At 66.0% G+C, this 14873-nt stretch carries 6 protein-coding genes and 1 pseudogene; 5 read left to right on the forward strand and 2 right to left on the reverse strand.

The annotated features are described in order from the left end of the window. Positions 1-136: 136 nt before the first annotated feature. Together ACZ6TI_RS41465 and ACZ6TI_RS41470 are read left to right on the forward strand one after the other, a co-directional pair. Positions 137-3613 carry a LamG domain-containing protein gene (locus ACZ6TI_RS41465; RefSeq protein ID WP_465350765.1) on the forward strand — a complete coding sequence of 1159 codons (3477 nt, stop codon included), beginning with the start codon at positions 137-139 and terminating at the stop codon, positions 3611-3613. Between the two features lie 897 nt (positions 3614-4510). Further along, the gene (locus ACZ6TI_RS41470; protein ID WP_465350766.1) at positions 4511-10339 is read left to right on the forward strand and encodes a polymorphic toxin-type HINT domain-containing protein; all 5829 of its coding nucleotides are present in this window, start codon (positions 4511-4513) and stop codon (positions 10337-10339) included. Here ACZ6TI_RS41470 and ACZ6TI_RS41475 read toward each other — a convergent pair. Next, positions 10336-10647: a hypothetical protein gene (locus tag ACZ6TI_RS41475; protein WP_465350767.1), complete on the reverse strand. Its 312-nt coding sequence runs from the start codon at positions 10645-10647 to the stop codon at positions 10336-10338. The genes ACZ6TI_RS41470 and ACZ6TI_RS41475 overlap by 4 nt on opposite strands. Before the next feature lie 314 nt (positions 10648-10961). On the opposite strand from ACZ6TI_RS41475, the pseudogene ACZ6TI_RS41480 reads away from it, so the two are divergent. Together ACZ6TI_RS41480 and ACZ6TI_RS41485 are read left to right on the forward strand one after the other, a co-directional pair. After that, positions 10962-11263 (forward strand): annotated as a pseudogene (locus ACZ6TI_RS41480) (tyrosine-type recombinase/integrase); the annotation flags it as partial. Positions 11264-11623: 360 nt separating this feature from the next. After that, positions 11624-12790 carry an IS110 family RNA-guided transposase gene (locus ACZ6TI_RS41485; protein WP_465350768.1) on the forward strand — a complete coding sequence of 389 codons (1167 nt, stop codon included), beginning with the start codon at positions 11624-11626 and terminating at the stop codon, positions 12788-12790. A gap of 417 nt (positions 12791-13207) precedes the next feature. On the opposite strand, the gene ACZ6TI_RS41490 is transcribed toward ACZ6TI_RS41485, so the two are convergent. Continuing rightward, positions 13208-13555 carry a hypothetical protein gene (locus ACZ6TI_RS41490; RefSeq protein ID WP_465350769.1) on the reverse strand — a complete coding sequence of 116 codons (348 nt, stop codon included), beginning with the start codon at positions 13553-13555 and terminating at the stop codon, positions 13208-13210. 598 nt (positions 13556-14153) lie between these two features. On the opposite strand from ACZ6TI_RS41490, the gene ACZ6TI_RS41495 reads away from it, so the two are divergent. Beyond that, positions 14154-14735 (forward strand): hypothetical protein, encoded by a 582-nt coding sequence (locus ACZ6TI_RS41495; protein WP_465350770.1) that lies wholly within the window; start codon positions 14154-14156, stop codon positions 14733-14735. Positions 14736-14873: the final 138 nt, after the last annotated feature.

Consider the following 14873-nt stretch of genomic DNA (forward strand, 5'->3'; position numbering starts at 1 on the left):
TGCACAGTGGATGACGAATTCTTAGTGGGTCTCGTTTACATCGACGGGCGGCGCACCGTAGGCTCTCGGCCACTGACAGTTGTCAATGCGGGGGAGCTGTCCGATGACGCACGTCTGGTTTCGTGGTCTCTTGGGCTTGTCCCTTGTCCTGACCTCGGTGGTCTTCGTCGGCCGGGCGGCTGAGGAACCGGCTCGCGCGGCCCCGGCGGAGCGCGCTGAACTGATTGCCGAGCGGACGTCGTACACGCAAACCTTCCTGGAGCCGTCCGGCAAGATCACCTATGAGGCGGCTGCCGTGCCGCAGCGGGTGCGCCGCGCCGACAACACCTGGGCCGACGTCGACCTCGAGCTGGTCCGTGACGTGGGCGGTGTGCACCCTCGCGCATCTGTGGCCGATGTCCGTTTCTCCACCGGAGGCGCGGACCCTATGGTGGTCCTGCGCAAGGACGGCAGCAGCTTCGTCCTGGGCTGGCAGGGCGGCGAGCTTCCGGAGCCGGTGCTGTCCGGGGACACCGCGACCTACCGCGATGTGCTGCCCGACGTCGACCTGTCGCTGCGGGCAACCGTGCTGGGCTTCTCGCACGTGCTGGTGGTACGCAGCGCGGAGGCGGCGGAAGACAACGCGTTGCGCGAGATCGGTTTCGATGTCAGCGGCGACGCCCAGGTGCGCGTGGGACTCGATGGGGAGCTCTCAGCGGTGGCCGGCAACCAGCTGGTGGCCGCCGCGGCGGCGCCGGCGATGTGGGACTCGCCGGCGACTGACACCCGCCGGTCGGATGCGTGGGGACGCTCGGATGTCGCTGGGCCGGCCGACGAGGCCCGCACCGTCACCGTCCCTGCCGAAGTCGGTTCCGATGGGGAGTTGCTGCTTCGGCCGGACGCCGCGATGCTCGGCGATCATCAGCGTTACCCGGTTTTCATCGACCCGGCGTGGAGCACGGGGAAGAGCCGGTGGGCTTATGCGACGAACAACAATGCGAACAACGAGGATGTCTCCCGGGCGCGGGTTGGCGCCGACCCGGACAGCAGCAAGGTCTACCGTTCCTTTTTCGAGTTTCCGACCGCCGCGATCAAAGGTAAGCACGTCGAGTCGGCGTATGTGCAGCTCGAACTCGATCACTCCTGGTCGTGTGACGACACGTGGACGCATCTCTTCCATTCGGGCGCGTTGAAGAGCACGCCGCGTACGGCGTGGTCCACCGCTTTGCACAGCAGGCTGACCGCGACGGCGTCACGGGGCAATGAGGACGATGGTTGCAGCGACTCGCCGCAGCCGGACATGACCGTGAACTTCATCGGTTCGCTGGTCACTTCGCTGATGCAGACCGGCGCGAAACGCGGTGTGGCGAGCATGACTTTCGGCCTGAGCGCCGGGAACGAGTCCGGCGAGTTCGAGAACGACGAGAAGCGCTGGAAGAAGTTTTATCCCGGCAGCGCCCGGCTGATCACGACCGTCGACGCGGTCCCCGGTAAGCCGAGCAGCCTGCGGGTCAACGGCGTCGCATGCACAGCGGCGGGCATCGCGATCGGCACGGAGACCCCGTATTACGCGGCGAAGATGCCGGACGCCGACGCGGGCCAGTCGATTACCGCGTCCTGGGAGCTCTACGAGGTGCTGTCGTCCGGCGAGTACGTGCGCCAGAGCGGCCCACCGGCGACGTCCACGCCGGCGAACACGGTCAGCCGGTCCGGCGATCAGCCGTCGATGCTGGGCGAAAACAAGCTGTACGCCTTCCGGGTGCGCGGCACCGATCCAGCTCCGTTCTCGATAACCGGGCCCTGGTCCGATCTTTGTAAGTTCCGGGTGGACACCAAGGTGCCGGCCGCTACCGCGGTGCTGGAGACCGCGGGCGGCTTCCCCGGGCAGCCGGTCACCATCGTCATGAACTCATCGGCCTCGGATGTGGTGACCTTCAGATACGGCTGGAGTGAGTCACTTTCCCGATCGGTGCCGGCCGGGACGCTGTCCGGCTATACCGGCAAGTCGGCCCGCATCACGGTCACCCCGCACAGCTACGGCACCAATGTCTTCTACATCCAAGCCGTCGACGGCGCGAACAACCCAGGGGACGGGTCCATCGAGTTCGTTGTCAACCGTCCGCGCCCGCCGGTCGCGCACTGGGGACTGGAGACCTATCCCGGCGTGACCGAGGCAGCCGCGCTGGCCGACCGGCAGCCCGCGCTGGGCGTCACGGCCGACTCCCCGCTGACCTCACCGCCGCCGGCCTGGGCCGACCGGGCCAGACTGGTCGGTGGCCGCGTGGCAACGTTCGGCGGCGAAAGCCCGGTCGTCAGCTCGGCGAAGGTCATCGATACGGACAAGAGCTTCGGGGTCGCCGCCTGGGTCCAGGTGGCGAGCAACGCCACGAACCAGACCGTGGTGTCCCAGAACGGCGTGCGCAACTCGGCCTTCGCGCTGCAGTTCCGGCGCGAGGACCGGGACGGCGACGGGCAGCTCGACTACTCGTGGTGCCTTGTCCTCACTGCCGGGGACGTGGATTCGGCGCCGGCTTCGAGCCTCGTCTGTGCGGTCGACGCGGCGGTCGTGGGCCGATGGACGCACCTCGCGTTGAGCTATGACGCACCCGAGAAGAGGCTGCGCATCTGGGTCGACGGTGTGAAGACCGAGGCGGCCGCCACCACTGCGTGGGCGGCGTCGAGCGGGATCTGGGTCGGTTCGCGGCGGCTGACCACGACCGGCCGTACTGAGTTCTTCCACGGCTCGGTGGCCGACGTGCAGGTCTTCGACCGATCGCTGACGCAGCACGACCTCATCGGGCAGCGCGCGAGCGATCCCGAGTCCGGCGGGTTCGACGAGCCGGGCATGCTCGCGCCGATTCTGACCGGACGGTGGACGTTCGACTCGGCGAAGGCCTGTTACGACGAGAGCCTGGACGGCACCTGTGTGGCGCCCGACCTCACCGACTTCGGGCGGCGTTTCCGGTTCAGCCAGGGCGTTGACGTGGGCGAGGGGCTCTCCGGCTGGGCCGCCGAGTTCGACGGCACCCACTTTGCCGCGGATCCGGACGATCCGTTCCACGGCTTGGCCACGATCGAGCACGGCGTCTCGCAAGGGCAGCCGCAATGGCAGCCGAGTCCGACGCTCCGGACCGACCAGGCGTTCACCGTGGCGCTCTGGGTCCGCCCCGATAAGATCAACACGGCGATGACAGCGATCGCCGCCAAGGGCACGAGGCAGTCGTTCTTCAGGGTCGGCGTACGGCCCTCGACGGTTGCCGGAGTCACCGGCAACCGATGGGAACTCGCGGTGACCTCCGCCGATCAGGACACCGGCGTAACCGTCGGCCGGGCCATCGCGGCAGATCCGCTGACCGCGGAGGACAACGGCGCCTGGACACATCTCGCGGTGGTCTGGGACAGAGGACCGAAAACCCTCACCCTCTACGTCAACGGTGACCCGGAGGCCGTGATCGCGCAGGGCAGCAACTGGCATGCGAGCGGCCCCCTGGAGATCGGTGGCGCGAGCACGGCCACCGGTGCGTGGACCGATCAGTGGTTCGGCGGCATCGACGAGGTCGCCACCTATCAGGGCGCGATGACCCCGGCACGCGTCTTCACTCTCTATCGGTCCCAAGCGATCCCTTCGATCTAGCCGCCCGCTGAGCGTCATCCTTCCTGGAGCGTGTCGATGAATACCTTTGCTCGTCGTCTGCTGGCACCCGGGCTGCTGACGGTCGTGGTCGCCATGGGTGCGCTGGCGGTGCCGCCGGCCAGCGCCGAGCCCGCCGCTCCGGTCGTGTCGAACGCTGCCACCTACCTCGACGCCGACGGCGGTCCGGTTCGCGGTGTCGCCCGCACGCAGCAGAAGGCGCCGGAGGTGCGGCTGCCCGCGCCGGTGTGGCCGGCCGCGGGCGTGGCTGAGGTCCCGTTGGTGGCCGGCAAGTCTTTGACCGTCGCAGGTTCACTGCCGATCAAGGTCGCGTCGACAGCGGCCAAGGCCGGCGGCACCGTACGCGTCGAACTCCTCGATCGGGCCTTGGTGCCCGAGGTGTGGCGAGACGGCTTGGTCGCCCGGCTCTCCATGAAGTCCACCGCGGTGTTCGACTACCGCGCCTTCCAGTACGCCTACGGCGGTGACTGGGCGTCGCGCCTTCGCCTGTGGCAGCTTCCGGAGTGCGGTTTGACCACTCCCGACCGGCCGGAGTGCCGGGCCACGCCGATCCGATCCCGCAACGACCCGGCCACCGGCTCCGTCACCGGTGAGGCCGCCGGGCTTGTCACGCTCGCCGCCGGACCCTCTGGACCGGCCGGAGACTTCGGCGCGACCTCGCTGGCCCCGTCGTCGACCTGGTCGGTCGGCGGCGGCTCGGGCGATTTCTCGTGGAACTACGACGTCCGGACGCCGCCCGCGATCGGCGGCGCCGCACCGCAGGTTTCGTTGTCGTATTCGTCAGCCTCGGCGGACGGCCGCAACGTCGCCACCAACAACCAGCCCTCCTGGCTGGGCGAGGGTTTCGAGTACTCCCCGGGCTATATCGAGCGGCGCTACGTGCCCTGCGCCGAGGACACGTCGGGCTCGCCGAACAACCCGGCCCAGACCGGCGACCTGTGCTGGCGCTCGGACAACGCGACCCTCTCCCTGAACGGCGCCAGCACGGAGTTGATCTGGCAGTCCGGCAAGGGCTGGCACGCGCGCACCGAGAACGGCGCCGACATCGTCAAGCTGACCGGCGCCGACAACGGCGACGAGAACGGTGAACACTGGAAGGTCACCACCAACGACGGCATCGTCTACTACTTCGGCCTGGCGAATCTGCCCGGCCAGAGCAATGCCACGGGCTCGACCTGGACGGTCCCGGTCTACGGCAACCACGCCGGCGAGTGGTGCCATCAGGACAGTTTCACCGACTCGGACTGCGCTCAGGCGTGGCGCTGGAACCTCGACTACGTTGTCGACACCCGCGGGAACACGACGTCGTACTGGTATGCCAAGGAGCAGAACCAGTACGCCGCCGAGGTGACGTCCAGCAAGAACGTGTCCTATACCCGTGGCGGGTCGCTGAGCCGTATCGATTACGGGACGTGGGATCGGATCGTCGACGGCGTGGTGCAGCGGTCCGTCCAACCGCAGGCGCAGGCGCAGTTCGAGCTGGGCGACCGCTGCCTGTCCGGATGCTCCGAGCACGACGGCGACCATTGGCCGGACACGCCTTGGGACCAGGAGTGCAAGGCGGACGCCACGACCTGCGACGACTACACGCCGACGTTCTGGTCCACCAAGCGCCTCGCCAGGATCGTCACGAGAGTCTGGGACACCACCCGCAGTCCGGCGCGCTGGCAGGACGTCGATTCGTACAGGTTGAACCCGGCCTTTCCGTCGCCGGGCGACGGACAGAAGGCCGGCCTGTGGCTCGACTCGGTCGTGCGCACCGGCCACGTGACCGACACTGACGGCGACGGCACCGATGACACGCCGGCGGTGACGCTGCCGCCGGTGACGTTCCTCCCCGAGTCGCTGCCGAACCGGGTCCTGACCCGGACCAACACCACCAACAACTGGCAGCGGCTGAACAAGATCACCACCGAGACCGGCGCGATGGTCCAGGTCACCTACTCGCTGCCCGACTGCACGTCGGGCGACCTGCCGTCGTCGCCACAAAGCAACGAACGCCGTTGTTATCCGGTTGAGGGGCCCAACCCATACGACCCGGGTGGGCCGGACATCACCGAGTATTGGCACAAGTACGTGGTGGAGAAGGTGTCCCAGGCCGACGTCCAGCTCCAGGACGGACGGCAAGGACCGACGGTCAACACCTATTACCAGTACGAGGACAGCCCGGCGTGGCACTACGCCGACGACGACGGCTTGACCAAGCCCAGCCGGCGAACATGGGACCAGTTCCGCGGTTACCGGATCGTGGCCGTCCGCGTCGGCGACAGCAACCAGACGCTGACCAGAACGAAGTATCTGCGCGGCATGCACGGCGATCGAGCCAACGCCGCCGGCGGGAAGCGCACGGTGACGGTCGACGCCACCATCGGCGACGAAACGGTCTACGACGAGGACCAGTTCGCCGGCATGGTCCGCGAGCAGGTCACCTACAACGGCATCGAGGACAAGCCGATCACCAAGCAGGTCAACGTGCCGTGGCGCTCAACCGCGACCGCCACCCGCGACGACGCCAGCGCCCACTTCGTGGACACCCGGGTCAGTTACGAGGTCACCGCGCTGGGCGAGAACGGCGAACGCGGCTGGCGAACCACCGCGACGCGTAGCGACTTCAACGACACCTACGGCACAGCCGACTGGGTGCAGGACGACGGCGACGTCGCGAAGACCGGTGATGAAAAATGCTCGACGACCACCTACAACCGCAACCTCAATAGGAACCTCACCACGGTAGAGAGCCGCGTGTTGACCACGGCACTACGGTGCGGGACCGCGCCCGGCGCCGCTGCGGACGTCATCGCCGACACGGTGACCTATTACGACGGCGCCGACAGTCTGACCAAGGAGCCGCTCCGGGGTGAGGCGACCAGGGTCGATGAGCTCAAAGACTGGACTTCGGGTGCCGGGACGACGTGGCTGAACACCGGTAAGGCGTCGTTCGACGAGTTCGGTCGGCAGAGCACGGCAACAGACGTGAAGGGCAACACGACCACCACGGCGTACAACCCGGCCGGCAGCATCGCCACGCTGCGCGTGGAGAAGAACCACCTCGGCTGGGAGTCGAAGAAGTCTCTGGCGCCCTACTGGGGAACAACCAGCAAAACCGTCGATCCCAACGGCAGGTTCGTCGAAGCGCTGTTCGATCCGCTCGGCCGCGTGGCCCGGGTGTGGGATATGGGCTGGACCCGATCGCAACACCCCAGCCAGCCATCGGCCCGATACACGTACGGCTACGCGGCAGGACGTGATCAGTACCCGTACGTGAAGTCCGAGACCCTCAACGCCGCCGGTGGCGTCGATGTGACCTATCGCTTTTATGACGGCTTGTTGCGGCCCCGGCAGACCCAGTCAGAGACACCCGGCGCGGACCGGGTGGTCACCGACACCCAGTACGACGCCCATGGGCGAGAGTCGATGTCCTTCGGAGCGCATGCCGAGCCGGGCGCGCCGTCGGCGGCGCTCTGGTGGGAGCCGGAATGGTCGGTTCCGACCCAGAACAAGACGACCTACGACCGGGCCAACCGGGCGACGAAGGTCGATTTCCGGTCCGGCGACGGCATCACCAACGTGGTCACTAAATGGAGCACCACGACGACGTATGACGGTGATCGGACCACCGTGGTGCCTCCGCCTGGCGGCACCACGGCGACCACCTTCACCGACGCGAAGGGCCGCACCACCGAGGTGTGGCAATACACCTCGCCCGGGGGCGCCGGAGGCGCCCATCAGACCGCGAAGTTCCAGTACGACCGCAAGGACCAGCTCACCAAGATCATCGATAATGGCGGCAACGAGTGGGGCTTCACATTCGACCTCCGCGGCCGCCGGATCGAGTCCAAGGATCCGGACAGCGGAACCACAGTGTCGGAGTACAACGACGCCGGCGAGCTGACCAAGAGCACCAACGCCGAGAACAAGGTGCTGGCATACGCGTACGACTCACTGGGACGTAAGACCGGGGTCTACGACACCGCCGTTTCCGACGCGAACAAGCGCGCCGAATGGAAGTACGACGACCTTGCCGCTCCCGGCCGGCCGAAGTGGCGCGGTCAGTTGACCCAGACCATCCGCTACGACCGCGGCAAGGCCTACAAGTGGGAGGTCATCAACTTCTCCAACCGGTACGCCGTTGCGGGAGAAGAGTGGATCATTCCGGAGGGCGAAACGGGCCTGGCCGGCACATACACTTTCGGGCACGGCTACTCCGCCTACACCGGCGCGCCGACCGCCGAGGAATTCCCGTCGGCCGGTGGCCTGACCCCGGAGCTGGTCACCACCAGATACGACCCCATCAGCGGGCTGCCGACGTCGTTGGAAACCACGACGACGGGCATCGGCACCTACGTCGCCGGGCAGCAGTACAGCGCGTACGGCGAGCCGACGATCGGCATGCGGAAGATCACATCGGGCGTATACGCCGAGGAGGTCATCTCCTACGAGCCAGACACCCGCCGCGTGCACGAGGTGAAGGTCCGCCCCGAGACGGCAGCCGGAGCGGTGTCGAGCAAGGTCTACGAATACGACGCGATCGGCAACATCATCGGTATCGCCGACACACCCGTGGTCGGCGCGTCCGACTTCCAGTGCTTCGGGTATGACTCTCTGCGTCAGCTGAAGTCGGCCTGGAGCCCGAGATCCGCATCGGCGTGCAAGACCGCGCCGTCCCTGGCAAACCTGGGCGGACCGGCACCGTACTGGCTCGACTGGACGATCGATCCGTCCGGCAACCTCACCCAGGAGGTCTCGCACGCCGCGGCCGGCGACACCACCCGCTCGTTCGCGCTGCCGACCAGTGGGCAAGGAGTGGTCCGCCCGCACGCGATCACCGGGCAGACCTTGACGAAGCCCGGCCAGCCGGCGGAGACCACCTCGTTCACCTACGACGCGGCCGGTAACACGGTCGCCCGCACCGGCCCGGCGTCAGATCAGAGTTTGACGTGGGATGCGGAGGGCCGGTTGGCCAGCCTCGCTCAGGGCTCGTCGGTCACGACCCACGTCTACGACCCGAACGGCACACGGCTGATCCGTCGCGATGCGACCAGCGCGACGCTGTATCTGCCCGGCATGGAGTTGCGCCGCGAGGGCAGCACCACCACGGCGACCCGCTACTACTCCTTCGCCGGCCGCACGGTGGCCTCTCGGGTGCCCGGCACCCAGAAGCTGACCTGGCTCTACGAGGACCACCAGGGCACACAACACCTGAGCGTCAATGCCTACAGCCAGAAGGCCGACCTCCGCCGCCAGACCCCATACGGTCGCCCGCGCGGCACGCAGCCCACCTGGCCCACGTTCAAGGGCTTCGTAGGCGGCGACGTAGACCCCACCGGCCTGGTCCACCTGGGCGCCCGCGAATACGACCCGGCGACCGCCCGATTCCTCTCGGTCGACCCGCTGATGGACCTGAACGACCCCAAACAATGGAACGCGTACGGCTACGCCGACAACAACCCGGTCGTCCACTCGGACCCGGACGGCCTGATGTGCAAGCCCACGCGCGAATCACCGTGTGGCCTCCGGCCGCCCCAGTCGGAGAAGAAGAGCCCGCCCAAGCCGCCGAACGACGATGCTCCCAAGCTCGGCGAGCAGTACGGCGACATGACCTCGGTCGATCTCGGTGACTACAACCAGGTCTGCGTCGCAGGTTTGTACTGCTTCAACGACCGGCACCTGAGGGACTACCACACCTTCCTGCACAACTATTACTCAAAGTTGCAGTGGTATTACGGCAAGTTCAAGCTCGACTCCTTGAGCACGGCACAGTATGCCGAGGCGCTGCTTACCGGTTGCGGCTACAACACCAGCGACATCTGCAGTTCGGAACTCCTCGGAGAGTTGCAGACATTCCATGCGGTGAAGCTGAACCAACACATGAGTTCAAACGTCTCTGCCGCCTGGCTCGGAGTCGTCACAACCGGCATGGAGACAGCCGCCTCGATCCTGTCGTCGTCATGCCGCGGCGGTGGCGGAGGCCCGGGCAGGCGAAGCTTCGCAGGACACACCAAAGTCCTGATGGCAGACGGAACGACCCGACGCATCGACGCGCTGAAGCCAGGTGACAAGGTCTTGGCGGCCAATCCCGAAACGGGTGAGATGGGCGCTCACCTGGTCGATCGCGTGTGGGTTCACGACGACGACCTTGTCGAGTTGTCCACGTCCACCGGCGACATCGAGACCACCGAGGACCACCCGTTCTGGAACGCCACCGAGCGCAGATGGGAGCGAGCCGACGAGCTCGACTCCGGCGACCGTCTGGCGACACCGTCTGGTTCCGTCAAGGTAGGCCCACCAGTCAGCGCCACCCCGCGCAAAGCAGCTGCTTACAACCTCACCGTCTCCCAGCTACACACGTACTATGTGATGGCGGGCAACACGCCGGTACTTGTTCATAATGACAATGGGTGGACAATCGATCCGGCGAAGTCAACGGCAGCAATGCGAGGCGGGCCGTTTGGCGCGCAGTACTACCGGCAGGTTCCAGACAGTAAAGGGAACGTATATTGGTGGAGCCCGGATAAGGCTGGCCACGGCGGTTCAGCGTGGAAGGTATACCGTGAAACTTCGACAAGTCTAGAATGGGCCGCCGATGCCGACGCGAACGGTGATTTCATGCAGAACAAACACAAGGGAAATACGGGCACGTCTATCTCCTTCAAGGACCTAAAGACGGTCAATGTCAAGGGTCTCGGCTCGGCTCTGGGTGGATGCTAGCCATGATCGAAACTGTTGATGAGTTCATCCGGCTCATTGAGAGCGATGACCCTGTTGAACGCAGGAAAGCGGCTTGGGAAGACGCTGATCCTCGGGTCTGGATGACCTTGGTAACGGACCATCCAGAGATGCGCTTCTGGGTAGCGCACAACCGCACCATATCCCCAGAAATAATGCGGGTATTGGCGTCTGATGAAGATTGGCGAGTCCGTGATCGAATAGCGACCAAAAACTCCTGTCCGAGCGACATACTGGAGGCTCTTTCGCGTGATTCGCACGATGCGGTGGCATCTGCCGTCGCGGGTCATCCGAATGCCCCTAGCACTGCGCTCCGCAGGTTGGCGAGATACCCATGGGAACAAGTAAGAAACAAGGCAATTCAACAGCTCGCTGATCGCGGTGAGGCGGCCGCCGAATAGGTTACTTCGTAACGGAGTGGTGCCATCGCCGTTCGTATTGGTGCCACTCCGTTGCGCGCTGGCTGGCGCGGTTGTGCGCCTGGGTTGCTGTCACGGTTGCTGTCAGGTAGCTGCACGTATGCAAATTTACCGATGGATGCCGTGCGGTCTGGATTGCGGCAAAGAGTTGTGTGATGGCGCAGCGCGTAGCGTCGTGGCTCAACCTGGTCTTCGCGTCACTGACCGGCACAGAGCTGGACGCTGCGAACGTTCGACGAGCCCTTCGGCGCATCACCAAGGCGGCTGGGCTGAATCCAGCCGACTGGACGCCTCGCGACTTCGGCACAGCCTCGTCTCACTGCTCGCCGGCGACGGCATCTCGATAAACGACATGGCCGACCTGTGCGGCCACTCGGGCACTTCGGTCACCGAACGGGTGTACTGGCACCAACTGCGGCCGTTCCTGCTCAAGGGCGCTGCTGCCGTGGACCGGATCTTCCCGACCAACCCTGCCGATCGGGCTTAGTCACCCAGTTAGTTAGCCTCCGGTATCCCCTTGGTGACGCCGTGCTGGGCGTGAAAATCGGGGGTGGTTGCCCGCCGACGTCGAGTGACATTGGTCTTCGAGGCCGTCAGTTAGCCTGACGCCGGGAGCGTGATCTCAGGGGCCCTGCATTGTTGCTTCGAGCACGCGAGTCCGTCTCTTCTGTTCTCCCCGTGCCGCTCCCGCGGGCAGCCGCCTTGGCGACCCGGAATGAGGCGATGGCATGGAACAGATCAGCGAAGAGTCGGCCGAGCAGCACACCCGGGTGTGCGCGATCGACATCGGCAAGGCAGGCCTGGTCGCCTGCGTCCGAACTCCGCACGAGACAACCCTGGACGCAGGGTGCAGGAGGTCCGCGAGTACGCGAGCGTCACTCCGGCCCTGCTGCAGTTGGCGGACTGGCTGCGCTGCCAGCAGGTGCAGCTGGTAGCAATGGAAGCTACCTCCAGCTACTGGAAGCCGATGTTCTACCTGCTCGAGGCCGAGGGCTTCGAGTGCTGGCTGCTCAACGCCCGGCACGTCAAGAACGTCCCGGGCAGGCCGAAGACCGACAAGCTCGACGCGGTGTGGCTGGCCAAGGTCGTCGAGCGGGGCATGTGCCGGCCGAGCCTGGTGCAGCCCAAGCCGATCCGGCGGCTACGCGATCTCACCCGCTACCGGCGCAGCCTGGTCCGGGATCAGACCCGGGAGAAACAACGATTGGAGAAGCTCCTGGAAGACGCACAGATCAAACTCGACGCGGTGATCAGTGACCTGCATGGCGTGTCCGGCCGCAAGATGCTGAACGCGATGATCGCCGGACAGCGTGATCCCCGGGTGCTCGCCGACCTCGCCCACGGCCGGATGCGGATCAAGCTCCTCCAGCTGCGCGAAGCGTTGACCGGCTGCTTCGACGACCACCACGGCTTCCTCTGCGCGGCCATGCTGCACCGCATCGACGCCCTCACCGCGGACATCTCCGCCCTGGACGCGCGCATCGAGGAGTTGATCGCCCCGTTCGCCGGCGCCGTGGACAAGCTCGACGAGATCCCCGGCATCGGACAACGCTCGGCACAGGAACTCGTCGCCGAGATCGGCGTGACAATGACCGTGTTCCCCACAGCCGCGCATCTGGTGTCCTGGGCCAAGTTCGCCCCGATCGACAAACAGTCAGCCGGCCGCGCCAAGACCGCGACCACCGGCAAAGGCAACCCCTGGCTCGCCGGCACCCTCGGCGAGATCGTCGCCGGGCTCGCCCGCACCGACACGTTCCTCAGCGACCGCTACCGCCGGCTGGCCCGCCGCCGCGGCAAGAAACGGGCCATCGTCGCGGTCGGCAACAGCGTCCTCACGATCATCTGGCACCTACTGTCCGACCCGGACACCCGCTACCACGACCTCGGCGCCAGCTACCACGACACGAGGATCAACCAACAACGACGCCAGCACGACCTGACCCGCCAACTCGAACACCTCACCGGCCAGAAGGTCATACTGCAACCCAAGCCGGACCTACCCGCCACAGCCTGACCCGGGCCACACCCAGCCCGGCTCCGCTGCGCTCCGCCGGGCGCTGCCGCCTGCCCACTCACGCACCGATTTTCGAGTCAGTCACCCAGCCATAAAAAGGGGCCATGTCGATCGATCGGACATGGCCTCTGAGCTGGTGGACCATACTTGGCACAATCCGAACCGTATACCCGCAGCTCAGGGGCCGATCGTGAGGCTACCTGCCGTTCGCCGACGCATGCCCTGAACGGTTCACCGCCGGTCGTCCGCCGTAGCGCCGCCACGCCGATCCGATCCACCATCAGCGTCGGCGCCAGGTCGCCGCCCCGACAAGTTGGTCGAACAACAGGCCGGTCTGGAACGGCGACCTTGCCGTCGCGATCACCTCAGCAGCGCCAGCCGCGGAGGCCGTGATGAGGCCACCGGTGGCTGACTCGATCAGCCGGCCGGCGGGGCCGCACGGCGGATTCCCTCCAACCACACGTCGCCGTTGATCTCCTTCTGCCGCAGCCAGTAGACGCTCGTCGAGTTGGTGACCCGGAAGGCGGCGACGAGGTGACCATTGGCGTCGACGTTCAGGACCGGGTCCTCGATCCGGCGGGCGAAGCCCTCGAGCTCCGGCGCCGGATGAGGACCGAGAACCCTGGACCGCCAGTCATCGGCTGAGGGCCCGGCCTGTTCGACCAACCAGACCTGCTCGTGACCGGTGTCGTCCACATAGGGGGCGAGGATGACCGAACGGCCGTCGGCGTGGACCGGATCAAGCCCCTCCTGCTGGACATGCACTGGCTGCTGACCTCGTCTCCGAATTCGGTGCTGGTCACGGGTGACGCGCCCGTCGTTACGGTCAGCGCGACCGGTGAACTCGCCTTCTCTACTCCGGTGCTCCTTCCGGATCTGCAACGAGGTACACGTGCCGATTACGCCCTCGCGGCTGCTCACAATCACCTCGCTCCAGCCGCTAATCGCTACGCCGACCGACCTGAGCTCTGATCAGATTGCGCTTGTCAACCAAGCAATGGTGCGCAACTGCTGGGACATGCTGCTGCGTCCGCCCACGATGCCGTGGCCGGCAGACTTGGTCATCCCACGGCAACGAGCCCGTACTAGGAAGCCCAATATCACGGTGCGAGCGAACGACGGCCGACCGTCCACGCCCCTGGCCTTTCCGCCGGTCGTCGACGTGGCCTTGGCGGAGGCCCTGCAGATTCTGGCGGAGACCCCGACCTGTCCGCGTGAGCGAAGGCGCCGCTAGTGATCGGGCCTGGGACAACGTCCGGGATGCCCGGACTCCCCGCGACCGGCTGGTTGGTCGCGCCCGGATCGCGGCAGATCAGCAAGCTCGTTGAGACGGAAGCCCCGTTCGGCATGACAAGGTCACCACGTGAGCATCAACGATGAGATTGCCCGCTTCGACTGGTCAAGCATCCAAACTTACGTGGGTCCAGCCGAGATGATGCCCGATGCCATGCGAAGGCTCGTATCGGCACCGGACAAGGAAGAAGCGGACCACCTCAGTCAGTGGATCGAACACATCCTCTTGTCCGTGGCCGGTCCCTGCGAGGGATGCACACCGGTCGCAACAGTTCTGGTCGCGGCACTGTCCGAGATGACGCCCGCCGGGCATAGCGTAGCCCTTGATCTCCTTTCTCTCATCGGTGCGGCTGAAACGACCGGACCGGCGCACGAGCAGATCGGCGCGGTCAACGTCAATGAGATTCGCCAGGCGGTAGCGGGCGGCTTCCCGCATTACATCGCAGTGCTCGAGGCGGAAACCTCCTCGGAAGCCGATCTCTACTCCTGCATCGATCTCATGGACATCCTGGCGTTCCACGATCCCAGCCTCGCGACAGACGCCACCGCAGCGCTCAAGGCGGTTCGGACCGGCGGTCGCGCCGCAACGTTGACCGTGGCGATCGACAACACGCTCGACGATTTGAGAGAACTTTCAAGCGATTCGTCATAGGCGCAGCCAAGCTCTGTCAAAGGCGTGATCGAGTGCACTCTCATCGGCTACTTATCTAATTGATCTACGACCGCAGCCCGGCCAGGCTTGGTCGAGGTGACCGGCGGGGTAGCTCTCTCATCGGCTGTCCACCGCTTG

Source organism: Actinoplanes sp. NPDC051388, assembly GCF_055586225.1.